The sequence below is a fragment of the Cupriavidus sp. 86D6 genome (assembly GCF_057815095.1).
Genome location: NZ_JBYPSB010000019.1, coordinates 26,030 through 51,694, shown reverse-complemented (window position 1 = coordinate 51,694; position 25,665 = coordinate 26,030). Strand labels below are relative to the sequence as shown.

The following is a 25,665-nucleotide window of genomic DNA, read 5'->3' as shown; positions in this document are numbered from 1 at the left end:
CGCCCCCCCCCCCGATTGATCATGCGGTGCAGCCACCAGCCAGGCCGGGACCGCGCGAGGACAGAGATCATGAAACTTCCGGTTCCCCTGTTGGCCGCAGCCGCCTTTGCGATGCTCACCAATGAATTCAATATCATCGGCGTCATTCCGCTGATCGCGCAGGATCTTGACGTGCCGGTGCCGCAGGTCGGGTTGCTGGTCACTGCCTTCGCTTTCACCGTGGCGATAACGGGCCCCTTCCTGACGCTCGCGTTGCGACGGGTCGAGCGGCGACAGCTCTTTACCGGCGTCCTCGCGGTCACCGCCGTCGGTGCGGCCATCGCAGCGATGGCACCGAACTATGGGGTACTGGTGGCCGGACGGATCGCTTCGGCCCTGGCGCTGCCCATGTTCTGGAGTATGGCTACATCGACAGCGGCCCGGATATCCGAGCCAGGCAACGCCGGACGCGCCATCTCCACAGTATTCGCCGGCGTGTCCATCGCCAGCGTCATCGGATCGCCTATCACCACGATATTGGCCGACGCGTTTGGATGGCGGATGGCATTTGCCGCCGGCGCCGCACTCTGCGCCACCATGGCGCTCCTGATGTGGAAGTTCTTTCCCCGCATGGAGGCGCTGCCCGAGGACACCACCCATGCGTCTTTCAGGTCGCTGATCCAACCCAAAATCGTGAGCCATCTGGCGATGTCTTTTCTCGCCTTGACGGCCATGTTTACGTCCTACACCTACCTCGCCGACCTACTGACGCGGGTCGGGCATTTCAGCAGTACCTCGACCGGCTGGATCCTGATGGGGTTCGGCGTTGCGGGCATCGTTGGCAATGAAATCGCGGGCCGGTTCGTGGATGTGAATCCTCTACGTGCGGCAGTTGCCGCCGTTGTCATCGCCGGTCTCGCCATGGCGGCTTTTCCCTACCTCCTCGATAGCCATCTCGCTGCCATGGCAACGCTCGCGATCTGGGGCGCCGCGCACGCGGCCGGGTTCGTGACCAACCACGTGCGGACGATTCGTGCAGTGCCTCCTGCGCTCCAAGACGTAACGGCATCGCTCAGCGTTTCCATCTTCAACGCCGGAATCGGTATGGGTGCGGTCGTTGGCGGCAACGTCATCGGCGCGCTTGGCCTGCCCGAGATCGGTGTCGCTGGCGCGTTAATCGGCGTTCTGGCGTTGAGTGTCGCGACGGCGCTCGCTGTCGCTGCCAGAAGTCCTGGAGTGATCCCGGATCGAGCCGGTGCGGTCCTGTCACGCCAGCAATGCTAAGCCCAATCATCGAACTTTACCCTCCAACTCGGAAGCAACTCATGACTACCCATAAGAATGAACATTTCAAGCGCGTCTGGTTCATCACCGGTGCAACGCGCGGCCTAGGCGCGCAGATGGCGAAGGCTGCCCTTGCCGATGGCAATGCGGTTGTTGCCACAGGTCGCAACGCCTCCGCAATCGTCGAGCGGCTGGGCGATTCGCCCGCGCTGCTGGCGCTCCGCCTTGACGTGACGGACGCAGGGCAAGTTCAGGCGGCTGTCGATGCCGCCATCGACAGGTTCGGTCGCATCGACGTACTGATCAATAACGCGGGGTTCGGGCTGCTTGCTGCCATCGAAGAATCGAGCGACGCCGACGTCCGTCGGATCTATGAAACCAACGTTTTCGGTTTGCTAGGCGTGATACGAGCGGTGCTTCCCACGATGCGCAAGCAGCGTTCGGGCCACGTTATCAACCTGTCGTCGATCGTGGGTTATCAGGCGTCAGCGGGCGTGGGCGTGTATAGCTCGACGAAGTTCGCGGTCGAGGGCATTACGGAAGCGCTGCACGCGGAACTGAAGCCGCTGGGCATCCATGCAACAATGATCGAGCCAGGATTCTTCCGCACGGATTTCCTGGACACATCGTCGCTTGTGGTCGGCACGGACGTCATCGACGACTACGCCGAGAGCTCGGGCAAGCTGCGCGAGCTTGCCGTTGGCATCAATCACAACCAGCCCGGCGATCCAGAGCGGTTGGCAACGGCTGTCGTCGCGCTGGTTAACGCGGAAACACCGCCGTTGCGCTTGCCGTTCGGCACCGATACGCTGCAAGCTATCGCCGGCAAGAATGCGTACGTGGCGACAGAGACGGAGGCATGGAAGACGCTCTCGGCGTCGACAGATTTCCCGGCGGAATGATCTGCCATCCTGTAGGCCCTGCTGACTGATCGACCAACGCGCGACCGCGCCAACCCGAATCGGAACAACACTGCAGTCCCATGAAAAAGATCGGATTTCTCTCTTTCGGCCATTGGGGCCGAAGCCCAAGCTCTCGCACAAGAACCGCTGCAGACGTGTTGCTGCAGTCGATCGATTTGGCTGTCGCCGCCGAGGAACTGGGCGCGGATGGGGCATTCTTCCGCGTCCATCATTTTGCGCAGCAGTTGGCCTCGCCATTCCCGCTGCTTGCGGCAGTCGGCGCGAGAACCACACGCATCGAGATCGGCACGGGAGTCATCGACATGCGTTACGAAAACCCTCTGTACATGGCGGAGGAAGCCGGTGCGGTTGATTTGATTTCCGGCGGCCGGCTGCAGCTTGGCATCAGCCGAGGCTCCGGTGAGCAGGTCGTGGACGGGTGGCGCTATTTCGGCTACGCGCCTGCCGAAGGCGAAAGCGACGCCGATCTGGCACGGCAGCATACAGAGGTGTTCTACGAAGTCCTGCAAGGCAAGGGTTTTGCGCAGCCCAATCCACGTCCGATGTTCGCTAACCCGCCCGGCCTGCTACGCGTGGAGCCGCATTCCGATGGGCTCAGGGACCGCATCTGGTGGGGTTCGGGCTCTAATGCGACCGCGCAATGGGCCGCCAGAATGGGTATGAACCTGCAGACCTCGACGCTGAAGAACGACGAATCCGGCCGTCCGCTCCATATCCAGCAAGCCGAGCAGATTCGCGCTTACCGTGCCGCATGGAAAGAGGCAGGTCATACCCGGGAGCCGCGGGTCTCGGTTACCCGTAGCATCTTCCCCTTGGTCAACGAGCAGGACCGGCCCTATTTCGGCCGTGGCACGCAGACCGCGGATACCTTCGGCTTCCTCGAGGATGACGTGCAGAAGATTTTTGGGCGGAATTACGCTGCAGAACCTGACGTACTCATCGACATGTTGGCAAAGGATGAGGCCATCGCCGCGGCGGATACGCTACTGCTGACGATCCCGAACCAGCTCGGCGTGGAATATTGCGCCCACGTCATTGAGACCGTTCTGCAGCAGGTGTCTCCCGGTCTCGGGTGGCGTTGAAGGGCGCTTCTGCATCTGTAGCCGGCACCTCTTATCGCCGCTCGGTTATGCCAGTCGATGTTTTATCGATGATGCCTCGGAATCGACAGAAGCCTTTCGTAGTGGTTCAAAAGCAACACGGAGCCTGCAGGCCGCAGCGCTTCCAAGCCTCGTAAACGCATCTTTCGATCCGTAAAATGCGAAAATCCGGTCCCGAGGGACCAGTCGCCTATGCCGTTGCGGCTTTTCGCCGACGCCGCTGAGGTTCGCACGGGCGCCCGCACATTAAAACAATGAAAGCGCGGACATAGCCAGCAAGCAGACGGCTGCCGCGCGCAAAAAGGGTCGCCGGCCTGGCCGGCCGCAAATCCGCATGACAAGACATTCGAGTCTCTCCGCCGGTGAACAGCCGTGCCTGCGCGCCATTGCCGGCGCCGTCTCCCTCTTCATGATGTCCCTCGCCGCGTCGCCGGCACAAGCCGCTGGCGGCAACGGCGGCGCCGGGGGCTACAGCGCATTCCTACCGGGCGGGTGGGGAGGCTACCTCGCTGGCCAGGCTGGGCAGAGCGGTCTTACGGTGTTTGATGGCGACGGGACTGGTGGCGGCGGTGGCGCTCGCAACGGGGCCGGTGGCTGGGGTGGCATCAGTCCGTCTCAGACGACGCCGCAGGGGCTCGCGGGTGTAGCCGGTACCTCGCCCGGCCAGTTCGGCGGCAATGGTGGTGATGGTCATTTCGACTATGCGTTGTTCACAGGTACTGGTGGTGGTGGCGGTGGGGGTGGTGCGGATGGCATGGTGACGGGCGCTGTGCCGATGACCATCTCGGCCGTCGTGCTCGGCGGCAGCGGCGGCAAGGGTGGTAACGGTGGAACGGACACGAACGACCCGTCAGCGGGCTATCAGGGCGGCGGCGGCGGCGGAGGGGAGGGTGGTTACGGCCTGATCCACGCAGGCAGTGCCAAGATCCTAGTGAAGGCGGGCGGCGGGGTGTACGGCGGCTCTGGCGGCAATGGCGGAAATGGCGGGGCCTCGAAGCCGAGGCTGATGATGGGCCTCTCGGGCGCGGGCGACGGTGGTGACGGTGGTGTCGGCATGCTGGTGGGCGCCGCCGCCACGGTGCATATCGAAGCAAATGCCCTGGTGGCTGGCGGCAACGGCGGGGCGGGAGGCAACGGCGGCGATGGCGTCTACGATGCCTACGGCAGCCGGGGCGGCAAGGGTGGCATAGGCGGGACCGGCATGGAGCTAGCAAGCGGGTCCATGCTGATGAACGAGGGCACGATCAGGGGCGGTACGGGCGGCTTGGGCGGCGCGGGCGGCACGAACATGGATGGTTCGCGGGCCGCTGACGGAATGCCTGGCGGCGGCGGCATGGGCGTGCGCGGCAGCAATCTAACCGTCGTCAACAAGGGTACCATCGTAGCAGGTGGCCCTGGCGTGCCCGCTGTCCAGTTCACGGGGGGCACAAACCGCTTTGAGTTTTGGACCAACAGCACCGTGGGGCAAATCGACGCTTACGGCAATGACGACACATTCGTGTTGGCTGGCGACACCGGTGCTGCGACGCTGACGGGCGGCATCGGCAGCGCCGGCCTCTATCATGGCTTTGAGCGTTTCGAGAAAATCGGTGCCTCGGTCTGGACCCTCGCTGGTACCAACACCGATATCACAAGCTGGCAAATCCTGGGCGGTACGCTGGCGATTGCCTCGGACGCCAATCTTGGTGCCCCAGCCGGCACACTTGGGTTGAACGGCGGCACGCTGCGGACTACCGCAGCCATAAACACGGCGCGCGCAACGACGCTCGGGGCGGGGGGCGGTACCTTCGAGGTGACGAACGGCACGCTCCTGTACAACGGTGTCATCGACGGCCCCGGCAGTCTGACCAAGGCGGGGAGCGCCACGCTCGATCTGAACGCCGTGAACACCTATTCCGGTGGCACGCTGGTCAGTGCTGGCACGCTGAGCGCAAACGTCAATGGGGCGCTGGGCACTGGCGGGGTCAGTGTCGATGGCGGCACGCTTCGCCTTTATGGGAACTTTGATCTCGGTGGCCGGCAGGTGGTCAATCGATCCGGCTACATCCAACTCTTCGGCGCAGGTAGCCTTGGCAATGCGCAGGTCACGAACCTCGGCGGGTTCACATACCTGCTCGGCAGCAGCACGGCGGCCAATGCGACGATCGTCAACAACGGCGGCGTGATGTCGTTTCAGGAGGGCAGCACCGGCGGTAACAGCCAGGTGACGACCCGCAGTGGCAGCTACGCCGAGTTCTGGGGCTGGAGTACCGCTGGCAACGCCTCGCTAGTGACGGAGGCTGGGGGCTGGGTCGATTTCTCAGGCACGTCCGGTCCGGCGTTCGACCACCGGATCACCGCCGGCGCCATCGCCGGGGCGGGGCGCTTCCAGCTTGGCCAGAACGTCCTGACCGTAGGGGGCAACAACACGTCCACCACCGTAAGCGGCACGATTGAGGATGGCGGGGCCGGTGGCGGCAGCGGCGGGGGGCTGATCAAGATCGGCGCTGGCACGCTGACGCTGAGCGGCGCGAATACCTACACCGGGGCGACGACGGTGAACGCGGGCACGCTGGCCGTGAACGGCAGTGTGGCAGGGGCGGTCACGGTGAATAACGGCGCCACGCTGAGCGGCGCTGGCAGCGTCGGCAGTACCGTGATTGCATCGGGCGGCACGCTGGCACCGGGCAATTCCATCGGCACGCTGACGGTCAACGGCAACTTGACGCTGGCGTCGGGTTCGACCTATCGAGTGGAAGCCGACCCGGCATCGTCGGCCAGCGACCGCGTTGCGGTGAGCGGTACAGCCACACTTGGCGGTGCGGTGGTCCATGTCGGCCCCGACGGCAACTTCGCGTCCACGCGCCGCTATAGCATCCTGACCGCCGGCATGGTGCAGGGCCGCTTTGCATCGGTCAGCTCGAACTACGCGTTCCTCGACCCGACGCTGACCTATGGCGCCAATGAAGTCACCCTGGCACTCACGCGCAAGGTGGTGACGGACCCCGTGCCGCCCGTCTCGCCGCTCGTTCCGGGCGCAGGTGGTGGCGCTGGCGGGGGCACCGCGCGTGCGATGCGCTTTGCCGATGCCGCTGTCACCGGCAACCAGCGTGCCGTGGCTAACGCACTGGAGACCCTGCCGGACAGCAACCCGGTGCACGAAGCCGTGGTGACGTTGCCCGAGGGCGCGCCGCCGGCCGTCTTCGACAGCCTTTCCGGGGAGGCCCACGCCAGCGTGTCCACGGGTCTGATGACCCTGGCGGGTGGGGCGCGGGCGCTGCCGCTGGCGCATTTGAATGACAGCCTGTCCGCCGGCATGCTGCCCGGCGCGCCCATCGCCCAGCTTGGTGGCGTCCTGCCGGCTGCCGCACTGCCCATTTCCGCCGCCCAGCCGCTGTGGGTGGAAGTGCTTGGCAACTGGCAGAACTTTCATGGAAGCGCAGATGCAGCGCGCGTGCGCCAGCAGACTGGCGGTTTCTATCTGGGTGGCGATGGTACGGTGGGGCAAGGCTGGCGCATCGGCGGCGCGTTCGGCTACGCCAACAGTACGCTGCGAGTGAGCGAACGGTCGTCGCGCGCCATCACCGATTCATTCAGCGCCACACTCTACGGCGGCCGCGCATTCGCGCTTGGCGGCGGCAAGCTCAAATGGCTGTTCGGTACCGCCTATAGCTGGCACGACGCCGACACGGACCGGCAGGCCAGGCTCGGCGGCAGTACGGTGCAGTCCCTGACCGCCAGCTATCACGCCAGCACGGCGCAAGTCTTCACGGAAGCCGGCTTCGCCATGCCTCTATCGGCGACCATCCAGCTCGAACCGTACGGGGGCGTGGCGTGGAGCGACACACGCACGCGCAGCTTCGCGGAGACGGGCGGCTCGGCGGCCCTGCACAGCCCCGGCGATAGCAACACGTTGACCACCACAACGCTCGGTCTGCGTACCAGCGCGCGCGTTCAGATTGGCGGCACTGACGCGGCGTTCCACGTCGGAGCCGGCTGGCGCCATGCGTTCGGCGACGTACGCCCGGCTACCACGCTGGCTTTCGACGGCAGCCAGCCGTTCACGGTGACGGGTGCACCGATTGCGCAGAACGCGGCGCTGGCCGAACTGCGCGCCGACTTCGCTATCTCGCCCATGGCCACGCTTGGCTTGCGCTATACCGGCCAGTTCGGTGGCGGTAACCAGGACCATACCGGGACGTTGGGATTGCGATGGAGGTTCTAGGAGGGCGAGTGAGGACGGCGGCTCGGGCGCTCTGAAGGCGGCCTCTGCTGAGTGGAATGTCCATGACAGCGGCCCGTAACGCGGCGACTTCGCCCTCGCACAGGGGCTGCGTCGTAGGCTTCCGCGCGCGGCCCTAGGCCCTTCAGTGAAGGTTGGCGAGCGTCTCGAGTTTATCCCGTTCCGGCCGGGCGCGTCCCGCGAGCAACAACTGAATCGCAGGATCCGCCTGCCGAGGGCGTGGCTAGCCTGTGTCGGTACTCGACACAAGGCGAGCGCAGGGGCAAGACGGCAATGCATGGGGCATCGCCACCACCTTCTGTATTTTTCAGGGTTAGACGGTGTACATTTCGGCGTCCTGCCATGGATACGCGAGGATGGCGGCCCAGCACCCTCCCCACGCCATCTCACATCTTTATCTCGTTTGTCAGGGCCTGGCCTGTCGCGAATTCAGTAATGCTGCGCAGGGTTGTCAGGCAAATCGTGGTTATGGCTTCACGCGTGAAAAAGGCCTGGTGCCCGGTCACGATGACGTTCGGGAAAGAGACCAGGCGCTGAAGTACGTCGTCAGTACTGATGGTGCTGGAGAGATCACGGAAGAATAGATCCGCCTCCTGCTCGTACACGTCGAGGGCGAGGCCGCCCAATTGCCGGCTCTTCAGCGCACCGATCGCTGCCTCAGTATCGATCAGGCCGCCGCGGCTCGTGTTCACCAGCAATGCTCCTGGCTTTGCGCGTGCCAGCATGTCGGCATTGATGATGTGGTGCGTCTGCGGGGTCAGGGGGCAGTGAAGTGAAATGATGTCCGCGCTGGCACCAATTTCGGCTTCTCGGGCGTAGCGGGCGCCCAGGGCTTCGAACTCCGGCGAGGGAACTACGTCGTAGCCAATGACGTCGCATCCGAAGCCAAGCATGATCCTGGCGAACACGCGCCCGATCTTGCCGGTGCCGACCACGGCGACGGTTTTGCCGTAGAAATCGAACCCCATCAACCCGTCGAGAGAAAAGTTGAAGTCCCGCGTACGATTGTAGGCCCGGTGAATCTTGCGATTGACCGCCAGCAACAACGCAACGGCATGCTCGGCAACCGCGTTCGGCGAGTAATTGACAACCCGAACCACCCTCATGTCAAGGCTTGCTGCGGCTTTCAGATCGACGTTGTTGAATCCGGTGCAGCGCAGGGCAATCAGGTTCGTTCCCCCGCGCTTGAGCGCCTCGAGCACAGAAGCATCCGCAGTGTCGTTCACGAAGATACAGACGGCGTCATGGCCGGCGGCGAGGCCAACGGTTACCATATCAAGTGGGTTATCGAAGTAACTGAGCTGATGCCCGTCGGCAAGGTTGGCGGCGTCAAGATATTCACGGTCGTAGGGCTTGGCGCTAAACACGGCGACTTTCATTGGTTGTCTCCCGACATGATGGCGGTGCCCGGGACCCGGCTATCGGTTAGCCAAAGCTACGGTGATTTGTACAACGAGGATCTTTGCAATCGTCATCGAAGGAAAAATCATTGCAACAAGAGTACAAACATTACACAGAGAAGGCCCTATCATCGGAATGGTTTTTGCGGGTCCGTAATCGCTTTGATGAAACGCGCGCCCTGTGCGCGAAGCGGCGGCGACGTGACGCTTTGCGCTGCAAGCTCTACCTGACTAAATCGTGCCATGGTCTCTTCGAGCTTGGCCATTGTTGGCGAGTCACCTTGCACACCGGCGTCGTACTCGCTCCCATCGCCAGGCGCGGCCGCTGGGCACGAGCGTATCAATCTATCCGACGATATTGCACCGTCAGGCTCACCGCCTTGTAGTCGCAACCCGCACGAGTGATCCATCCTCGCGAAGCGCTGAACCTGGCCGACCAGTCCCGTGAAAACGGTACGGCTAGGGTCAGCCCGTACCGAGTGCTGGACCGTCGATCGGCGTTGGCGACTTCATCCACCGTGGTGGTGCCTTCGCTAGAGAGCCCCTGGTCGCCGGCCATCCAGAAATCCGGCCGAAACTGGTAGCCGCTGTGGAGTTGGGCTATTGCCAGAGGACGTTGGCTGCGCTTGCGGCTGCCAAGAACGTCGTCATTGGGGGTAAAGAACCACGCGCCGAGCGAGGCTTCCGCAAACCAGTCGCCCACAGGCCAGGAGACAACGACCTCGGGCTTGAACGCCCATCGGTTACTGCCAATGTTGTTGAGCCTGTCTGCGTGGTATTGTCCGCTCGGCGCCACAATAGTGATGCTCGTCTCCCTAGTGTAGTGGCGGTCGGATTCCTCAAGAAATCCGTTTGCGACCGAGCCGGCCCGCCTAGGATGTCAACCGCGAAACGAAAGGCCGCGTCGCTGAGCCCGGCACGATATACGCCGTTTGGCGCGTCAAATACATTTGCCTGCAACATTGGCGCGGCTATAGGACAGTACGACGCCGACGGAAGCGGTACGGCCGCCAAAACTTGAACGTATCCTAGTGCGAGGATATCGATCTTCGCCGTGACGTTCGTAATAGGCAGGGACGGGTCCGTCAGCACGTCTCCGCCGAGCTGTGTGTACGATGCCATCAAAAAATGGGTTCCCACTGGCGCAGACGAATAGGCGCGTGGTTCCGACTCATGCGCCATGCCTGGTTTGGCCATGGCACCCATGCTTGCCACAAGACAGAGCAGGAGATATCGGGGCGACCGCACATGCACGGGCGATATGCGCCACTCGAGCATCCCTTATCCCCCTGTTTTTCTTCAAAGTCATCCCTCGCTGGCGCGAGGGATGCAAGCGGCAATGGCCCGGACATGGTGCGATCCCTATCGCTTTTGGTGGGCGACTGCCAATAATGAGAAATTAGTCTATCCAACGACACTGCGCCACAGCTAGAAGAGCAGGCCGAAGACATACTTCAGCAATTGATCCAGCGGCATCATGGTCAGTGCCAAGGGCGCTATGGGGACGAGAACAGCCGCTGCAATCTGGATGACGGCATCCCTGGTGATGGGAGCCAGCCGCATGCCGCGAACGATTTCGAAGCTGTTGCCCAGATCTGCCAGCGACTGGATATCGGCGCTTCCCAACAATGGTTCTGCCGGTGCGGCGCCGCCACATAGCCATTTTTGGTCGAATTCGCGAACATAGCGCTCGGCGAGCGTGCCGTAGTCGTGCAGGCCTTTGCGTTTGGCTTGTGCGAGCTGAGGCGCAAACACAAAGAGCGGTCCAAAGACCACCGCCAGCAGAAACAACACCATCCCCAGGATTGGCGCCTTGAAATCCGGCAGGACCGCCCCGAGGAAGAAGATCCGGTTGGCAAGGTTTGCGGCCGCCATGACGCCGTGGGCTGCCAGGAGCAATGCGAACGCATAGACCGTATTCGCCAAGAAGCCGAGGCCGCCAACACGATCCGGATGCGTAGGAATCAGGCTCAACTTGATGCGGGACACCTGCCATAGGAATGGCATCCAGATAAAGATGCGGAAGTACCAGCGAATCAGCAGGAACTGAAAGAGGGGAAGGCTGACATAGCCGTACCAGATGCCGGCCAGAGACAAGCGGGAACCGTTTGCGGCAGCGGTGGCGTACCAGGTGGAAGTCTGAAGTGCCGTGTAATGGCGCCAGACGATCAGCACACCCACACCGTAGACAATCGCAACCAGCGCCATTTCGGCGGAAACGGAGTTGCGCAAGCGCATGGCCGCAACGATTGCCGCTTCAAACTCGCCTGTCGCCGCCTCTGGAATGAGGTTCCGCTCCTGGAACGATTGCGTGATGCCGCGAAGACGTTTGTGAACCACAAGTTCCGCCGCGACAAGTAGTGGGACGGCAACGAGGAACCGGAGGTGGACTTCCATATCCATGAAAAATGGGACGATGCCGGCCTTGCCGAACAGATTGCCCTCGATCGCGGACAGCAGCAGGAGCGGCAGCCACGCGAATAGGGAGAGGACCAGAATGCGTTGACGTACCAGTTGCAGGGCATCGTCGGATAGACGAACCCTGCGGAAAAGCTGGTAGACCGGCCCTCCCAGGACGAGCGAGAACGCCTGCTTCTCTCCGCCAGAGTTATGGCTGGAATTGCGCCGGGTATGGATTGAGCGCAAGCGGGGGATTCGATGATTCACGCTGGCCTCCGTAGCGTGGCTGGGCCGTTTGTAGCATTCCCGGGCAGGCTAGGCCGCCTGCGATCGCAGATCAGGCTGGAGAGCTTTGGTCTCCAATTCAGAGTATGTCGCCTGCCTGGTATTGGGTTGCGGTAAATCAAATGGATGCTGGCGAGCCCGGACGATTTTCTCGCCCGGCGACGTGAAATCGCCTCGGCCTCTGCTTCTAGGAGGAGCTACAGCACAGCTACGTGCAGTGCAATGGCTGTGCCGAGCTTGATCTTTATCAACGGCAAAGGATTGTCGGCATCTATATTGACTCCGATCGCGATGCTGGCCTGTACGTCGGCGGTTCATCGTGCAGGTGCCCGCCAAGTACCGCCGGACCAACGGCATGCTCGCCAGCCATCGCGGAACTGTCTCTATCAGGAAATGGAGGTCCGACGATGTACGACACAATCCTGGTTGCAATTGACGGTAGCCCATGCGGGCAGCGTGCCCTAGATGAAGCCATAGCGCTTGCATCGGCAGTGCACGCGCGATTGGAGGTCCTTCACGTCGTTGAGAGCGGTTACGAGTCCGAATTCCACGATGAGCTTCTTCGGCAGGGACAAAAACTCCTTGCGTTGGCCAAGGCGGAGGCGGACGAACGTGACGTGCAATGCGGGATCACACTGGATGACGCAGAGCAACACCTCGGCGATGTCTCGAGTGCAATCACCCGGACTTCGGAGCGCGTCGGTGCTAATCTCCTCGTGCTGGGTACGCACGGGCGAAAGGGAATTGACAGACTGCTCATGGGAAGTGTCGCCGAGAAGCTCGCGCGAAGCGCGGTGACACCGGTGTTGCTTGTTCGTTTGGACGCTCGTGTCTGACCTATTGACCGCTAAATTGAATGCCCGGCGAAGAGATGTCTGATGGCGGAAGTGAGACGTCGCGTGCGGATCGGAGCGCAGTTCGAGCAAGAGGTGACGCGAGCGCTGGCGTCCTCCCTCGTTCACTCCTCCCATTTGCCGGGCTATATTCCTCCTTGGGGGGGAACTGTCGTCAAGACCGCCTCCCTGCTGCCCACTATTGATACAGATCAAACACATGTTTTGTGTGCGCGGCTATCCTGAATCCAGTTACGCGAGCGGGGGCGCTCCGCGTGACCGTCTACTTGGCTCCTCATAGACATTAAGCTCGCATGCCGCTTGGCATAGCGGGCTTTTCTTTTGTGGCATTGCCAGGGAGGCGCGGGCAAATGCCTCTGGACTCCGCCGGTTTGCCTTTGCGCTCGGCCACGTGCATACCTCAGGCGCGTGCAGAATGCCCGAACGACAGAAAGTGCACATCTGTCATGTCCCGCCGGATGATGCGGACATGCCGCGAACAGTAGATCCGTGGTGCAGACTTGACCGATATCAAGGCTGTGGCCAGACCCAACCCTACTATTGAATCGAAATCACCCCTCGGCGTTGTAAAGAATGGCTTCCGATGGTTCAGTGGCAGCGCGAGGCCCGTGCACTTTCCCGGCGCAGATGCCGGTCGATTGGCATACCAGCGCAAGCCGCTTGGGAGAGGAATGTCTGGCGGAGCCGCCTCCTCGCAAGGGAAGCGGGAAGTCAGGTGCAGTCTATGCCGCAGCCATGGTGCGTGTAAAAATCCTGTCTGCCGGAGAATGACACATATAGGCTGACGTTAGTCTGCGTTCCGCAGGAGACACATCGATGCTCGGATATCCAAGTGTGTTTGTCCATGTCGACGCCAGCCGTAGTGCGACGACGAGGGTGAGATTGGCGGCTCGCATTGCGGCCACACAACAATGCCGTTTAGTCGGCGTTTGCGCGACCTTTGCGCCGGAGCCGCGGTGGTTCTATCGCATGGAAGATGCGTCCAATTATCTGCAAGCAGAGCGGGCGCGGCGCTTGCGCAGGCACGAATCCTTGCGACAGGATTTCCAATCCATGCTCGCCGAGCAGTGCATTCTGGCGGACTGGCGCAGTGAGGATGGCGACGCAGTCGTCCATACCCTCAAGGAGATCAGGGAGGCGGGTCTGGTCGTTGGCGGTCAACCGGATGAAGCCGATCCCGAAGCCTTCGTCGCCCCGCAGTTTCTCGAGTCCATGATCCTGGAATCCGGTCGCCCGGTCCTTGTCGTCCCCTACGCGACAAGTATCTACACCATTGGTACCCGGACGTTGGTCGCCTGGGATGGCGGGCGGGAGTGTGCCCGTGCATTACATGATGCACTGCCATTGCTTGCAGGTAGCGAAGTTCACCTGCTAAGCGCCCCGGCGATGGGTCTCAGCTTGCGCCAGGATTCCGCACCGGTTGCCAGCGCCGCGCGTCTGTTACGCGATGTCGGTGCCGAAGTACAGACTGAGCTTGCTCCCGCAGCGGCGGATTCGGTCATCGGCGAGATCATCCTGTCTCGCGCGGCGAACTGCGAGGCGGATTTGATTGTGATGGGAGCATACGGGCATGGTCGCTTCAGGGAGCTCGTCCTCGGAGGCGTTACCAAAACCATCCTGTCATGCATGACTGTGCCCACGCTGTTCGCACATTGAGTGATCGTCTCCGATGCCATTTTTCTTGTGAGGGAGCGCCTATCCGAGTCAGACACGGCAACAGCGGAAGCGCCACCGTGAGAGGGCGGCAATGTGACCGCTTCCAGGCACGCCAAGCAGCCCACCCGCGCGTACCGACAGATCACGCCTGAGGCTTGTTAGCTAGCCTACGGTTATAGATTCTAACCTTCGGTCGCGAAATGGGACCGACGTACGTCCCGCGGTCCGCTCTTCCGTCTCATTTACTTTCGACTTCTTGGGGTGTTGACTTGGCGATGGAGGCATCTCTTGCTTGCGCCATATCTTCGCGCACCACGAGCACGGGGACGGCGCAGTGACGAACCAATTCCTCTGCGACGCTTCCCAGCAGGGCGCGCGACAGACCGGTGTGTCCGTGGGACCCCGTCACAATCAGTTCCGCGCCTGAAGTCTTTGCGAATTGAACGACGCGGCCGGCCACGTCGCCTAGCGTTGCCATGTCATCGATCAGTTGCAACGAGTGCTCGATCCTGGCTGTCTGCGCGCGCGCTGCGGCTTTTGCAAGGAGCGAACTGGCTGCAAGGACGTGTTTGAGACGAACGTCGGCAAGTTCCGAAGGCTTGTTCTCATGCTTCAGAAATCCGTAATCGATGACATGCAGTATCTCCAGGGTGGCTTGTCGGAATTCGGCTTCACGCAATGCTTCCTCCAACGCGCGCTGCGCACAGCGACTGAAGTCGATGGCAACGAGTATCTTGCGGGCCATGGCGGCCTCCTTGAACACTTGTGAAGCGGACGCTCGGGGTTCGATTCGCGCTAACTGAGTAGGCGTTCGTGCGATCTGGCGTGCTATCGGGGAACTATCGCATTGCGCCAGTCCTTAACGGATCCAAAGGTTGTTGACGACTTGGGAAACGCCCGGTGCGGACCACGCCGCGCCCCCAACCGCGCGGCGCTCAGCAACGGAATCCACGGTGCCTTCCAAGGTGACCACGCCCGCGTTTGCCTTGATCGAGATGTGATGGGATTCCCGTTCAGCGTGGTGACGTAGTGCGCGGATTCGATCTTGCCCCCAATTTCCTCAGGGACGATCTTAGGCTCTACCCGGATCAGGTTCAACACCCCGACCACGCCACGCAGGTGGTTGATCGCGCTTTCGGCCGCATGACGCTGGAAGCCCCACCGCACAGTACCCCGCAAGGTTATCCAGCCCTTCTCGATCTCAACCTGCAGATCATCGGCAGGTACGTGGACATACCATTGCAGCGCGTTGCGTGCGGCAAGCACGATAGCCTCGTCGTCCTGCGTTACACTCGGACGGACTTCCAGTTTGACCACGACGCCCTCGACGCCGCTCACGCGTTCGGCCGCCCTTTCTGCCGCCATTTTCTCAGAATACGTGCCGATATGGCCGGAAAGTGTAGCGATGCCCTGATGCACTTCAACACCAATTCCCTCTGAGGCCACTCTCAGGTCCCCTTCAAGCTCGCCGTCGACAAGCTTCTTGAGTTCCATGTCTGTTTTCAAAATTTACTCCTCATCGATTCTTGCCTCCCATCGAAACCGATGGATGCGCATCCTGAAATCTAGAGGACAAGCGAGTTCTCCCTTTGATGTGGCACAACGTCACGAAAGTTGGACGTTTGGCCATTTGACCAGCTTGCAGCGCCGGCAAGCCCAGCCTATGACAAGGACAGCGCAGAGCAAGGCAAGGAAGGGTGCGCAAATTGCAGTCGCACTTGTGCGCATCGGTGGTCACGATTCTCCGGAATGCCGGTTTGGCCGCATTGCGTTGACTTTCTCGTAGTGCTGTCTTGGGTGTGAGATGTTGAGCGGATGTTCGCCGTACGTATCGGACCAACCGAGCGCTTGCGTCACTCATTGGTCCTAGTTGCGCGTGGGGTAGCGTCGTCGTGCGAATGTTTTGACGCAGATCAGATTTGGGTGGCTGGGCGTTTCTATAGTGAACCGAGGGCGTCGGAAACTGGGCGATGTCTACGAGGCTGCGTGAGGGCATTGCGGAAAACGCGCCTTGCGGCACGCCAGCGTCAGTCGTCCCAGCGTACTTGGCTGCATACGGGCTTCGCCGGCGAGACGACATATGGCAATGCTGAGAAAGAATGCGGAAGATGGCCAATATGGCGCGCTACTGTCATCAGGCGCGTTGGGATTTTTGTCCCAAGGCCGCGCGGGCCGGGGAAACGCGGGGTCTCTGAAAACGGTTCCCGAAGGAGACATTACGGCACCGCCACCACGCGGTGAGTTTTCCACCTCAGATGAGGCGCCACCTACGGACCACTCTGTGCTGCGACCGTTTCGCGCTGGAGCGCAACGACGTACGAAGCCGCTTGATGCTGAAGAGCGGGACGCCACCGAGGATCTGTTCAGACGTGTCGGCTACCATGACCTTCGTGCGTATACACAGCTTGTCGATGGCGGACTGAGTCAAGGGTTCGTTCTCGTTCGCCATCACACGCTCGTCGGTACTGTACAGAAGGTTTTTCGTGTTGGCGCCGCGCAGCCAAAAAGCGCTGTGGCGCTTGCCATGGCAGTGGCACAACTCAATCGTCTCGCATGCATCGTGGACCAGGAAGGGCTCGCGCTGGATTGTGGTGAACAATCGATCTGACCCAGCGGGCGAGATTGGTGCCGGTGCGGTGCATAGACTGCTTTACCCTTTACATAAGGCCCTTTACGGACACCCTGCACGTCGCAACGATGGGATCGGCTAGTTCACACATTGGCGACGACGCGCGGCAGGGTGACTTTTTCCGTGACGGTGACCGCAGCGCTTGGCTCACTTTCAACCGATAGCACGCCAACGAGCTGTAGGATTGTCTCTGGCATGCTAACCGGGCCGAAGGTTCGGGTGGCGCGGGTGATTTTAGGATGACGGCGTCATTCACAGCAGCTTGCTTCCTGTTGGAGCACGCTAGCGGACAAAGGAGGATGGCGTGCGAGGGGTGCCTTTAAGAAGGCTATTGCTCCTGTCATGCATTGACTTGATATGTATCAACGGATCAGCGTTGCATTTTTCTATGCTGAGAACAGACAAATGTTGTCTGTCAGTGGAGATGAAGATGACCCCGAATCATGCGGGCGCGGTTTTGGCCACCTTTGCCGTGCTGCTCTCCTTGCCTGTCGGTGCTCAGAAGAACTACACGGATGGCGGTGACCTTTATGGTGGGTCTCGCGCGCCAGATGCGAAGGAAACGCCCGCGAAGCAAGCGGCGAAACCGGCGACGCATCGCAGTGGGAAGTTCGATCCTTATACAGAGGGGGCACATACCAAGAGCCATCTGGCACCTGTGCCCGCCAAGACCTTGCCTGACGCGCATCCACAACCCGATGACGTGGCGAAGAGCGGGAAATTTGACCCCTATACAGATGGTGCGTCCAAGTAGTAGCCAGTGCGTACAAGGCGCAAGTAGCGGCTGTTCTGAAACCTGCTCAGCGCGCATATGGATATCCGAAGGGGGTGGGAATAGTCCAGTGCGGAGGGTTGATCTGAGGCGACGTCGCCGCGCGATAGCGCTTATTGATAAATCGCCCATCTGAATCAAGGGAGAACGCTATGGAGAAGCCACGAATCGCGCTGATCACGGGCGGCATGGGTGGCCTCGGCGAGGCCATTGCGCTTCGGATGTGCGTAGATGGATTTCGGGTGGTCGTGACCTACTCCCCGCATAACGACCATGTAAACACCTGGCTGGAAGCCCAATGGGGTGAGGGTCGCAATATCGCGGCGTATCCCGTCGACGTCACCGACTACGGAGATTGCCAGCACTGCGTGGTTCGAGTTGAGGCCCAAATCGGTCCGGTAGATGTTCTAGTGAACAACGCGGGCATGACCCGAGCCGGGGCATTTCGCGACATGTCGCTGGAAGAGTGGCGAATGGTCATGTCAACCGATTTGGACTCCATGTTCCATATGACGCGGCCAGTGTGCACAGGTATGGCCGCACGCGGGTGGGGGAGGATTGTCAACATCTCCTCGGTCAGTGTGTTGCAGGGGGCGCTCGGCAACGCCGGCTATGCGGCTGCCACGGCCGGGATCCACGGTTTTACCAAGGCGCTCGCCTTGGAACTGGCGGGTAACGGGGTTACCGTCAACACGGTGTCGCCTGGATTTCTGGATACCCCAATGGTGCACGCCATACCCGCTGATGTCCTGGCACAATCCATTCTGCCTGCGATTCCAGCGGGCCGGCTGGGGCGACCGGCGGAGGTGGCCGGCATGGTCGCCTATCTTTGTTCGGAGGACGGCGCCTACGTGACCGGCGCAAACCTTGCGATCAATGGCGGCTACCATATGTCATAGCGCTGGGACGTCCAGCGTTCCTTCAAGACTAACGTGGGTACCTTCACGTCAGGTCGATGTTACGCAGTTACACAGTTACACAGTTACACATTTCGTGCCCACCAGGTCCGTGGCGGCTAGCTGCATCACGCGCTCCATTCCTGTGGGGCTACATCGCTCATGGTGTCGGTCCAGCGCAAAGCCGAATTGGACTCCGGGCAGTCGAAGGGAAGTGCCGCGCCGTCCAGCCAGGCGATATTGCACAGATGCAGGTCGCCATGGCAGTCGCGAACATGGCCATGTGCCAGACGCGCTGCGATGGCAGGTCGCAGCGCCTGGAAACGTTCGTGAACCAGCGACGCAACACGTTCGACCTGATGCTTGTCGCCTGACAGACGCGTCAATGCCGATAGCGTGGCCCGAACTGTTGCCGCGATCCGCCGCGCCGTTCCGAACCCGGCGGAAGGCGCGGCGCGAGGTTGCCTGTCGTGAAATGCCGACAGGCGCATGGCGAGGTCGTTGACGTGTACGCGTTCGCGTCGCCCAGCGTTGGCCATCTCGCTGAAGAGAGCGCCGTTGGGAAACGGGCGCATTCTCACTGCGTATTCGATTGGCGCGCCCGCCCCTGCGATACGGGCGCTACCCCCCCCAGCGTGATGGCGATGGGGACAACATCAAGGTACAGATGCGGCGCAAGGCACTGGTTGCAGGTCAGTTCTTGTTCGCAGTCTGCCTTGCGGCGCTCTAGCGTGGAAAAATCTACGTAGTCGAACTTTACTGGCTTGCGAAACTTGTAAGCAAAGTCGCCAGCGAGAAAGACGCGCGAGATGTGGGTTTCCAGCATGCGGACATAGGGTGCATCATGGGGGTAAGCCGCGGCACTGCATAGTGCCGCCACCGAGTTCGCCTCATCCATGGGGCGGATCGCGGTGCACCCAGACCGATCTTGTGGCTGGGACTACGATTCGGCCCGTGCTTCGACACGGCCCTCCCGAATGGCGGCAACGAACGCACGGAAATCACTGCGATTCTGTGAGCAATATTCCGTCGCGAACTCACAGACTGCGTCATCAAAGGTCTGGCCAGATCCCATGTAGCCGGCGATGGTTGCGGCGTCGCCCGAGCGCGCGTGCGCGCGAGAAAGCGCGTGAGCACACATGCGGCCATACTGCCTGAGCATGCCCGTGTCCCAATCCTCGATCACGGCCGAGAGCTTCATGTCCCGCAGTTGTCTGATATAGAAGTCCCTTCCGTTCCTGCCGTGTGTCCAGCCGAGGAAAACATCGCTTGCCGTCTGCATGAGACGCTGACCCGCGATGACGCGCTCGCCATGGTTAGCATGGACACTCTTCCCGGCATACGGCTCGAGCACAGACTGACGGGCTTCCTTTACCTGTAGGAACAAGGGATCGTTATCTGCGGCCAGGAACAGGCCGACGGCGCACATCGTTCCAACGCTCCCCACGCCGACTACCTTGATGGCCAGATCGAAGAAGTGAAACCGGTCGAACAGCACGCGCACGTGCTCGGGCAGGCTTTCCCGATACGAGGTAATGGCCTCGCCGTAAGCTGTGTCAAGGCCGGGCGCCATCTCCTCCGTTGGATGAAAGATGAGCGGTGGCTCATCCTTGATGCGTGGCTGCCTGCCTTCTTCCGAGACTAGCTTTGGGTACAGATGGTCTGGCACGCTCTTGCGCCGCTCCTCCTCGATACGCTGTGCAAGCCGCTTGCGAGCGGCCGCAACAACCTCCGGATCGCCGCTTCGATCCTCGTATTTCTGGAGATCTATACGGTCGTACCACACATCCAGTGCGCGCATCCATCCGTAGTTGAACATGCGCTCACGGTATTCGCGCACAACATCGGTCACGATCCTGGCCGCATCGCTCTTGGGCAAGGCAAGGTGTTCTGCGGCGATGGCCACACTGGCGGCCAATCGCTTCAGGTCCCATTCGAAAGGCGCAGGCAGGGTTTCATCCAGATCGTTAATGTCGAAAATGATATTGCGCTCCGGCGTCGCAAAGCCCCCGAAATTCATTAGGTGCGCGTCACCGCATGCCTGGACGCGTATACCACTGGACGGCGTGTTGGCGAGGTCGGCCGCCATGATCATGGCCGCCCCACGATAAAAGGCAAAGGGGGACGACGCCATCCTGCCAAAGCGGATCGGAACCAAGTCGAGCATGCGCCCCGTGTTCGATGCGGCCAAGAGCGCAATAGGATCCTGCCGGTCTTCGGCGGGCCGCCAACCGGACTGAGACGAGCGAGGCGTGGCATCGCGCAGCGCCCGGCCATTGGCCGCGCGCTCGTCGGCGCTCAGGTAGGCAGCCTGCGCGTGGAGCGGTCTTACCATGTGACGGACGCTTTCTGGTTTGTTCATGGATGGCTCCTTATCGAGGAGAACTTCTCGTCGATTGCGCTAGACGATTCGGGAAGAACCGCCGGATGCCGGAAGGCTTCCATTGCGCCGTCCACGGAGGAGCCCAGTCCAAAGTCGCCTACGCGTTCTTCGAGCCCTTCGGCGCGGAGGATGTCGCGCGCGCCGGCGTGGGGCCCAACCAATTGCAGGGCGATGCTTGCGGCGTTTAATTCCTTGTGCAGCGCCGCCAGCATTCGCGCCCCAGCCAAGTCCACGACGGGGGATGCGGAAAGGTCGCAGATCACCAGCTTCGGCGACTCGGCGCGTGATGCAATCTGTTGTCGAACGGCGGCGAGGACATGCTCGACGTTAAAGTAGAGCAAGGAGGCTTCTGGCCTGAAAGCGAGAATCTTTGCGTCAACCTCATTTTCCGGGTGCCGCGCGACGTCCGAATAGATCTGCGTTCCCGGAATGCGGCCCAGGAACGCAACGTGTGGGTGGGAAGCGCGGCGAATGATGAGTAGCATCGATACGAGGACGGCCACGATCACGCCGTTGAGGATACCCAGGAACAGCACGGCGACCAGCGCTATCATCGACACGCAAAACTCAAATCGACTGACCCTCCAGACGTGCCGGAGTTCGCCAATATTGACGAGCCCTTTGACGGCTACAAGGACAATGGCGGCGAGTACCACGTTGGGCAGGTTGGCGAGTAGACCTGTCAAAAACATCAAGCACAAGCCGATGGTGACGGACGCGACAATGAGCGCAATCGGCGTCTTGGCGCCCGCCTTGTCATTGACTGAGCTTTGGGATAGGCCGCCTGCGACAGGATAGCCCTGGAAGAGAGCCGTTCCAAAATTCGCCGCGCCCAGTGCCAGAAGCTCTTGGCGTGGGTCGATTTCGTCGCCATGCGCCTGGGCGATAGCCCGAGCGGCCGACACGCTTTCCACATAGGAGAGCAGTAGGCAGGCGAAGGCCAGCGGTATAACGCCATCGACGTCGCGGGGACGCAGATTCGGCCAATGAAGCGCCGGCAATCCCTGTGGCAATGCCCCCACGACCTTAAAACCGAGGGCGCCGAGAGGCGTCACCGATAGCAAGATGATAGACACCACCACGACGATTAGCGCAACCGGTCGCCCGGGCAAGTATTTTTCGCCGAGCAAGAGCACGATGATTGTCGTGAGACCAAATGCCAGCACGGTAAGGTTCGTCTGTGGAATCTGCTGCGTCAGGATCGCTATTCTCTCGAAGAAGAACTCGCCCCCGCCCTTGACGCCAAGGAGCTTGGGCAGTTGAGTCAGTCCAATCGTGAGAGCCGCACCAGCCTTGAATCCAAGCAGAATGGTCTCGCTGATGAAATTTACCAAGGAGCTCAATCGGAAGAACCAGGCCACCAGACACATGGCCGCGACCAACAAGGCGGTCAGCGCCGCGATGGACGCCCAGCGTGCTGGATCGCCCTGCGCCATCCCGGCGAGGCTGACGCCGACGAGCATGGAGATGGCCGAAGTTGGGCCGATCGCCAGTTGCCGTGACGAGCCGAACAGGGCGTAGAAGAGGCCACCGGTCAGATAGCAGTAGATGCCGTACTGCGGCGGCAGCCCCGCCAGCGACGCATAGGCGAGCGACACCGGAATGCCGTATGCCGCCAGAGTCACGCCGGCGACGGCGTCGTACCGTAGCCACTGGGCGCGGTAGGTTGCGAGCCATTTTGCGGGCGCAAACCACTGATGCCAGTATCCGGCGGAAGCCGGACTGCCCTCATGAAGGCCCGAAGCGGAAGAGTTGTCCATGTCATGCCTTCATGAAGCAGAAGCCTCGAAGACGGATCGGCGCACACGCCGAATAGCACTTGGGTCGCTTGAGTGAAATTCAACACTAGGAGACGCCAACGAATCAGGCTTCGATCCGTGGCTTTTCCAAGTTAGTCGACAAGCGGGCATCAAACTTGATCCAGATCAGCCAGATCCCACCGTTCGGACCAAGGAGTGTTGTCTGCGCTACCTAGATCGCTGTACGGCGCCTCTCTCGCGCGGATTCGGTCGCGAATATGATCAGCAACCCGCCCAAGATTCCGATGTTCTTAAGAATGTGATTGAGCTGGTTCCACGAGTCGGCGATATCCGCACGCCAAAATCCGTGAAAGATTAACGTCGTTGGCACGAGGAACAACGCCAACGTAACTGCTCCCCATCGAGCGTTCCATCCTGACATCAAGATCAGGCCACCGACAATCTCGATCCCCATCGTAAGGGTGAGCAATAGTCCTGGCGAAGGCAGTCCGGCACTCGCGATCCAGGCGGAATATCCCGCGAAACTTATCATCTTGAGCAAACCTGAGAGTAGAAAAAGCGCGCCCAGCAGGGCGCGGCCCAGAGAGTACATGCGAGAGACTGTTGCGGGCGTGATGGAAACCGTGGCGGTGGTCATGGCAATGCTCAGGCCGAAAGGTGATGCAGGTTCTGACTGACGTGTCTAACTTACCAAGTTATATAGGTGAGCGCATAGCTGCCGTACGAATGTACGCTGCATCGGTAGACTTTGTTCCTGCGCACACTCTCTGTGCGACGAACGCTCAGTAATTGTGTGCGCTGCGCAGAAGCGCGACTCTGTTGAAAGGTAGCGCTTGGTTGAAGGAGGCAGTTGCTGTAGATCAATGTTTCACAATTTGGTACAAGTGACCGCGAAAAGGCTGAAAGATGATGCGCGACGTGCCGCAGCCTTGACGCAAAGGCTGCTCGCCTTGCAAGTCAGTCATTGGAAGCCGGACCGCTAGATGACAACGTACCTGTGCAAGGCATACAGGAACTCTTTCATCGTACGGCCTGGAGAAGCCGAGCAATAACATACGATGCTAAGTCCGGAGCTATTGCAAGTCGAACTAGGCCGCCAATGAATTGGGGGCTGCCCTAGACACTGACATCCGTTCGTCAACGCTGGCGACCAAGCTGGCCAACGGCAATCGCGGCAGCGGCGTGGCCACTAGCGTGGAAGCCGGCCACCAGCTCGCGCTGCGCGGCAAATGGTCGATCAGGCGCATCTCGCCTCGTGGCCAGCTCGGCCCTCGGCCTACCTGGGCCAGGGCTTACCGGTTCCGAGACGACTTCCGCCCTATCTCTGTCGATCAGCTAGATTGCTGCCAACGGCAGAAATCGGGCGTGATGGGGTCGATCGAACGCGGTTTCGCCGCAATTCAGGCTGGCTCCGGCACCGTGCGCCCTTTCTCGTGGCGCATAGTCAGCCCGGATTCACGCCGAAGGCAGGATTGGCGAGTGCATAGGCGGAGGCGTAATCGAGTTCTCCTGACGCCTGCGCATGGATAGTGAAAAGGGGATCGCCCCCCGACACGATGTCGCCCAGCCGAGCGCGCATCGCGATGCCGGCTACTTGGTGGCGCGGCGCTCCCGCCAGCTTGGCGGTGCGCGCCAGGCGACGGTTGTCGATGGTGGCGACTGTGCCACCAATTTGCGCCAGCACGTCGCGCCGGAACAGCGCCTCGCCCGGCACCATCAGCCCACCCTGCGCCTCGCAAACGGACTGGAACCTGGCCCAAGCGGCGCCGGAGTTCAGGATCTGCTCGGCTTTGGCCTGGCCATCGCCGGGCCTGGCCGCCCCGCAGAACTCAAGCAGTAATCCGGAAAGCAGTAGCGCGCGACGCCGTAGGTCGGCGGGCGCGTGGGTGTCGCGTCGCAACACGGCCAACACGTCGTGGGCCTCCAACGCCGGACCGATGCCACGGCCAACCGGCTGGGAGCCGTCGGTATGCACCATCATCACTTGCAGTCCGAACGCCGCCGCCACGCGTTGCATGAAAGACTCCAGGCGCAACAGGTCGGCCTCGGAACGCACCTTAGCCGTGGGGCCCACGGGGACATCGATTAGTACATGCGTGGCCCCGGCTGCCACCTTCTTCGACAGGATCGACGCAATCAACTGGGCGTCGCTGTCGATATCTAGGGCACGTTCCACACGAATCATCACGTCGTCGGACGGACTCAGGTTCAGTGCGCCGCCCCACGCAAGCGCGGCGCCCGTGCGCTCCACCACGCGCCGCAGTTCGTGCACGTCCAGTGTCACTCGCGTCAGGGTTTCCATGGTGTCCGCCGTGCCCGCTGGAGACGTGATCGCGCGTGACGAGGTTTTGGGAATCGTTAGCCCGGCGGCGGCCACAATTGCCACGATGATTGGCGTGGTGCGATTGCCGGGCAGCCCGCCCACGCAATGCTTGTCAGCCACCACCTCGCAGTCCCAACGCAATTGCTCCCCCGTGCCGATCATCGCGCGAGTCAAGCCGATGACTTCCTGCTCGTTCATCCTGCCGCCCGCGCAGGCTGCAAGGAAGGCTGCGATCTGCATTTCCGTGTAACGCTCTCCTGCAATGTCCTCGACGATGCCAGCCAGTTGTGCGTCGTCAATAGCCAGGCCATGAATCTTGGCGCGGACTGCGCGCAGCGATTCCAAGGCCGGCGCGTGCGTGACCTCGATGGCATCGCCTTCACGCGCACATAGTTCGCCTGCAGCACTCGCCGAAAGACTGGCCTGGTGAGTATGCAGCAGTGGGGCGCCCACCAAGTTCAGCGTGGCGATCAGCGTGCGCGCACCAATTCGCACCTGCACGCGCGCCTGCGCCGAAAAACCTTCGGCCCCGCACACCGGACAGTCGGGGTGGAGGTAAATCACGTGCTCTTGCCACGTGTCGATACCGAGCGGCTTGAATACCAGCATGACGGGGGAGGGCAGCATCAACAGTCATCCCAGTATGGACGCCGAGCACCGTCAATGAAATCAGGATGTGCTGAGCTGTCTGTAGGGCATGGACGACAGCCATCGCCGCTGGGGGCGCGCGGCGCAGGAATGAAGTGCCCGAACGTTGATGAAAATCAAGCTACCGCCCGGCGTGCGATCCATCCTGAAA

Annotated in this window: 21 protein-coding genes; 9 read left to right on the top strand and 12 right to left on the bottom strand. The window is 61.3% G+C overall.

Annotated features, from left to right (window positions below):
* Positions 1 to 69: 69 nt before the first annotated feature.
* From AC3G88_RS26640 to AC3G88_RS26625, 4 genes are all read left to right on the top strand, one after another.
* Complete coding sequence (locus AC3G88_RS26640) at positions 70 to 1,263, top strand: MFS transporter (protein ID WP_488894240.1); 1,194 nt, start codon at positions 70 to 72, stop codon at positions 1,261 to 1,263.
* Between the two features lie 41 nt (positions 1,264 to 1,304).
* Positions 1,305 to 2,165, top strand: a complete 861-nt coding sequence (locus tag AC3G88_RS26635; protein ID WP_488894239.1) for an oxidoreductase — start codon at positions 1,305 to 1,307, stop codon at positions 2,163 to 2,165.
* A gap of 80 nt (positions 2,166 to 2,245) precedes the next feature.
* Complete coding sequence (locus tag AC3G88_RS26630) at positions 2,246 to 3,268, top strand: LLM class flavin-dependent oxidoreductase (protein WP_488894238.1); 1,023 nt, start codon at positions 2,246 to 2,248, stop codon at positions 3,266 to 3,268.
* 352 nt (positions 3,269 to 3,620) lie between these two features.
* Positions 3,621 to 7,490, top strand: a complete 3,870-nt coding sequence (locus AC3G88_RS26625) for an autotransporter outer membrane beta-barrel domain-containing protein (RefSeq protein WP_488894237.1) — start codon at positions 3,621 to 3,623, stop codon at positions 7,488 to 7,490.
* A gap of 404 nt (positions 7,491 to 7,894) precedes the next feature.
* Here the strand turns inward: AC3G88_RS26625 and AC3G88_RS26620 are convergent, their stop codons facing one another.
* From AC3G88_RS26620 to AC3G88_RS26605, 4 genes are all read right to left on the bottom strand, one after another.
* Positions 7,895 to 8,887, bottom strand: coding sequence for a 2-hydroxyacid dehydrogenase (locus AC3G88_RS26620; RefSeq protein ID WP_488894236.1), 993 nt, complete (start codon positions 8,885 to 8,887; stop codon positions 7,895 to 7,897).
* A gap of 149 nt (positions 8,888 to 9,036) precedes the next feature.
* A complete protein-coding gene (locus AC3G88_RS26615; protein WP_488894235.1) occupies positions 9,037 to 9,174 on the bottom strand; it encodes a hypothetical protein in 138 nt (45 codons plus the stop codon).
* 74 nt (positions 9,175 to 9,248) lie between these two features.
* Positions 9,249 to 9,704 (bottom strand): transporter, encoded by a 456-nt coding sequence (locus AC3G88_RS26610; protein ID WP_488894234.1) that lies wholly within the window; start codon positions 9,702 to 9,704, stop codon positions 9,249 to 9,251.
* 632 nt (positions 9,705 to 10,336) lie between these two features.
* Complete coding sequence (locus AC3G88_RS26605) at positions 10,337 to 11,575, bottom strand: hypothetical protein (protein WP_488894233.1); 1,239 nt, start codon at positions 11,573 to 11,575, stop codon at positions 10,337 to 10,339.
* A 425-nt stretch (positions 11,576 to 12,000) separates the two neighbouring features.
* Between AC3G88_RS26605 and AC3G88_RS26600 the strand changes: the two genes are divergently transcribed.
* Complete coding sequence (locus AC3G88_RS26600) at positions 12,001 to 12,429, top strand: universal stress protein (RefSeq protein WP_488894232.1); 429 nt, start codon at positions 12,001 to 12,003, stop codon at positions 12,427 to 12,429.
* Positions 12,430 to 13,263: 834 nt separating this feature from the next.
* The gene (locus AC3G88_RS26595; protein WP_488894231.1) at positions 13,264 to 14,103 is read left to right on the top strand and encodes a universal stress protein; all 840 of its coding nucleotides are present in this window, start codon (positions 13,264 to 13,266) and stop codon (positions 14,101 to 14,103) included.
* A gap of 238 nt (positions 14,104 to 14,341) precedes the next feature.
* Here the strand turns inward: AC3G88_RS26595 and AC3G88_RS26590 are convergent, their stop codons facing one another.
* Together AC3G88_RS26590 and AC3G88_RS26585 are read right to left on the bottom strand one after the other, a co-directional pair.
* The gene (locus tag AC3G88_RS26590) at positions 14,342 to 14,848 is read right to left on the bottom strand and encodes a universal stress protein (RefSeq protein ID WP_488894230.1); all 507 of its coding nucleotides are present in this window, start codon (positions 14,846 to 14,848) and stop codon (positions 14,342 to 14,344) included.
* Between the two features lie 83 nt (positions 14,849 to 14,931).
* Positions 14,932 to 15,597, bottom strand: a complete 666-nt coding sequence (locus AC3G88_RS26585) for a BON domain-containing protein (protein ID WP_488894229.1) — start codon at positions 15,595 to 15,597, stop codon at positions 14,932 to 14,934.
* Between the two features lie 592 nt (positions 15,598 to 16,189).
* On the opposite strand from AC3G88_RS26585, the gene AC3G88_RS26580 reads away from it, so the two are divergent.
* The 3 genes from AC3G88_RS26580 to phbB all read left to right on the top strand — a co-directional run bounded on the left by AC3G88_RS26580 (position 16,190) and on the right by phbB (position 18,403).
* A complete protein-coding gene (locus AC3G88_RS26580; protein ID WP_488894228.1) occupies positions 16,190 to 16,711 on the top strand; it encodes a hypothetical protein in 522 nt (173 codons plus the stop codon).
* A 451-nt stretch (positions 16,712 to 17,162) separates the two neighbouring features.
* Complete coding sequence (locus AC3G88_RS26575) at positions 17,163 to 17,486, top strand: hypothetical protein (RefSeq protein ID WP_488894227.1); 324 nt, start codon at positions 17,163 to 17,165, stop codon at positions 17,484 to 17,486.
* A 170-nt stretch (positions 17,487 to 17,656) separates the two neighbouring features.
* The gene (phbB, locus tag AC3G88_RS26570) at positions 17,657 to 18,403 is read left to right on the top strand and encodes an acetoacetyl-CoA reductase (RefSeq protein WP_488894226.1); all 747 of its coding nucleotides are present in this window, start codon (positions 17,657 to 17,659) and stop codon (positions 18,401 to 18,403) included.
* A 125-nt stretch (positions 18,404 to 18,528) separates the two neighbouring features.
* Here phbB and AC3G88_RS26565 read toward each other — a convergent pair whose 3' ends face one another.
* The 6 genes from AC3G88_RS26565 to AC3G88_RS26540 all read right to left on the bottom strand — a co-directional run bounded on the left by AC3G88_RS26565 (position 18,529) and on the right by AC3G88_RS26540 (position 25,493).
* Positions 18,529 to 18,975: a hypothetical protein gene (locus AC3G88_RS26565; RefSeq protein WP_488894225.1), complete on the bottom strand. Its 447-nt coding sequence runs from the start codon at positions 18,973 to 18,975 to the stop codon at positions 18,529 to 18,531.
* Between the two features lie 2 nt (positions 18,976 to 18,977).
* Positions 18,978 to 19,298 (bottom strand): hypothetical protein, encoded by a 321-nt coding sequence (locus AC3G88_RS26560; protein ID WP_488894224.1) that lies wholly within the window; start codon positions 19,296 to 19,298, stop codon positions 18,978 to 18,980.
* 42 nt (positions 19,299 to 19,340) lie between these two features.
* On the bottom strand, positions 19,341 to 20,762 hold the full coding sequence (locus AC3G88_RS26555; RefSeq protein WP_488894223.1) for a DUF2252 domain-containing protein: 1,422 nt from the start codon (positions 20,760 to 20,762) through the stop codon (positions 19,341 to 19,343).
* Positions 20,759 to 22,543 carry a SulP family inorganic anion transporter gene (locus AC3G88_RS26550; protein WP_488894222.1) on the bottom strand — a complete coding sequence of 595 codons (1,785 nt, stop codon included), beginning with the start codon at positions 22,541 to 22,543 and terminating at the stop codon, positions 20,759 to 20,761. The genes AC3G88_RS26555 and AC3G88_RS26550 overlap by 4 nt, the downstream gene beginning before the upstream one ends.
* Positions 22,544 to 22,754: 211 nt before the next feature.
* On the bottom strand, positions 22,755 to 23,180 hold the full coding sequence (locus tag AC3G88_RS26545) for a DoxX family protein (protein WP_488894221.1): 426 nt from the start codon (positions 23,178 to 23,180) through the stop codon (positions 22,755 to 22,757).
* 807 nt (positions 23,181 to 23,987) lie between these two features.
* Positions 23,988 to 25,493: a thymidine phosphorylase family protein gene (locus AC3G88_RS26540; protein ID WP_488894220.1), complete on the bottom strand. Its 1,506-nt coding sequence runs from the start codon at positions 25,491 to 25,493 to the stop codon at positions 23,988 to 23,990.
* Between the last annotated feature and the right edge of the window lie 172 nt (positions 25,494 to 25,665).

Excerpts from the sequence above, each read along its gene's own strand:
- AC3G88_RS26640 (WP_488894240.1), top strand. The coding sequence starts at position 70 with ATGAAACTTCCGGTTCCCCTGTTGGCCGCAGCCGCCTTTGCGATGCTC.
- AC3G88_RS26635 (WP_488894239.1), top strand. The coding sequence starts at position 1,305 with ATGACTACCCATAAGAATGAACATTTCAAGCGCGTCTGGTTCATCACC.
- AC3G88_RS26630 (WP_488894238.1), top strand. The coding sequence starts at position 2,246 with ATGAAAAAGATCGGATTTCTCTCTTTCGGCCATTGGGGCCGAAGCCCA.
- AC3G88_RS26625 (WP_488894237.1), top strand. The coding sequence starts at position 3,621 with ATGACAAGACATTCGAGTCTCTCCGCCGGTGAACAGCCGTGCCTGCGC.
- AC3G88_RS26620 (WP_488894236.1), bottom strand. The coding sequence starts at position 8,887 with ATGAAAGTCGCCGTGTTTAGCGCCAAGCCCTACGACCGTGAATATCTT.
- AC3G88_RS26615 (WP_488894235.1), bottom strand. The coding sequence starts at position 9,174 with ATGGCCAAGCTCGAAGAGACCATGGCACGATTTAGTCAGGTAGAGCTT.
- AC3G88_RS26600 (WP_488894232.1), top strand. The coding sequence starts at position 12,001 with ATGTACGACACAATCCTGGTTGCAATTGACGGTAGCCCATGCGGGCAG.
- AC3G88_RS26595 (WP_488894231.1), top strand. The coding sequence starts at position 13,264 with ATGCTCGGATATCCAAGTGTGTTTGTCCATGTCGACGCCAGCCGTAGT.
- AC3G88_RS26590 (WP_488894230.1), bottom strand. The coding sequence starts at position 14,848 with ATGGCCCGCAAGATACTCGTTGCCATCGACTTCAGTCGCTGTGCGCAG.
- AC3G88_RS26585 (WP_488894229.1), bottom strand. The coding sequence starts at position 15,597 with ATGGAACTCAAGAAGCTTGTCGACGGCGAGCTTGAAGGGGACCTGAGA.
- AC3G88_RS26580 (WP_488894228.1), top strand. The coding sequence starts at position 16,190 with ATGCTGAGAAAGAATGCGGAAGATGGCCAATATGGCGCGCTACTGTCA.
- AC3G88_RS26575 (WP_488894227.1), top strand. The coding sequence starts at position 17,163 with ATGACCCCGAATCATGCGGGCGCGGTTTTGGCCACCTTTGCCGTGCTG.
- phbB (WP_488894226.1), top strand. The coding sequence starts at position 17,657 with ATGGAGAAGCCACGAATCGCGCTGATCACGGGCGGCATGGGTGGCCTC.
- AC3G88_RS26565 (WP_488894225.1), bottom strand. The coding sequence starts at position 18,975 with ATGCGCCCGTTTCCCAACGGCGCTCTCTTCAGCGAGATGGCCAACGCT.
- AC3G88_RS26560 (WP_488894224.1), bottom strand. The coding sequence starts at position 19,298 with ATGGATGAGGCGAACTCGGTGGCGGCACTATGCAGTGCCGCGGCTTAC.
- AC3G88_RS26555 (WP_488894223.1), bottom strand. The coding sequence starts at position 20,762 with ATGAACAAACCAGAAAGCGTCCGTCACATGGTAAGACCGCTCCACGCG.
- AC3G88_RS26550 (WP_488894222.1), bottom strand. The coding sequence starts at position 22,543 with ATGGACAACTCTTCCGCTTCGGGCCTTCATGAGGGCAGTCCGGCTTCC.
- AC3G88_RS26545 (WP_488894221.1), bottom strand. The coding sequence starts at position 23,180 with ATGACCACCGCCACGGTTTCCATCACGCCCGCAACAGTCTCTCGCATG.
- AC3G88_RS26540 (WP_488894220.1), bottom strand. The coding sequence starts at position 25,493 with ATGCTGCCCTCCCCCGTCATGCTGGTATTCAAGCCGCTCGGTATCGAC.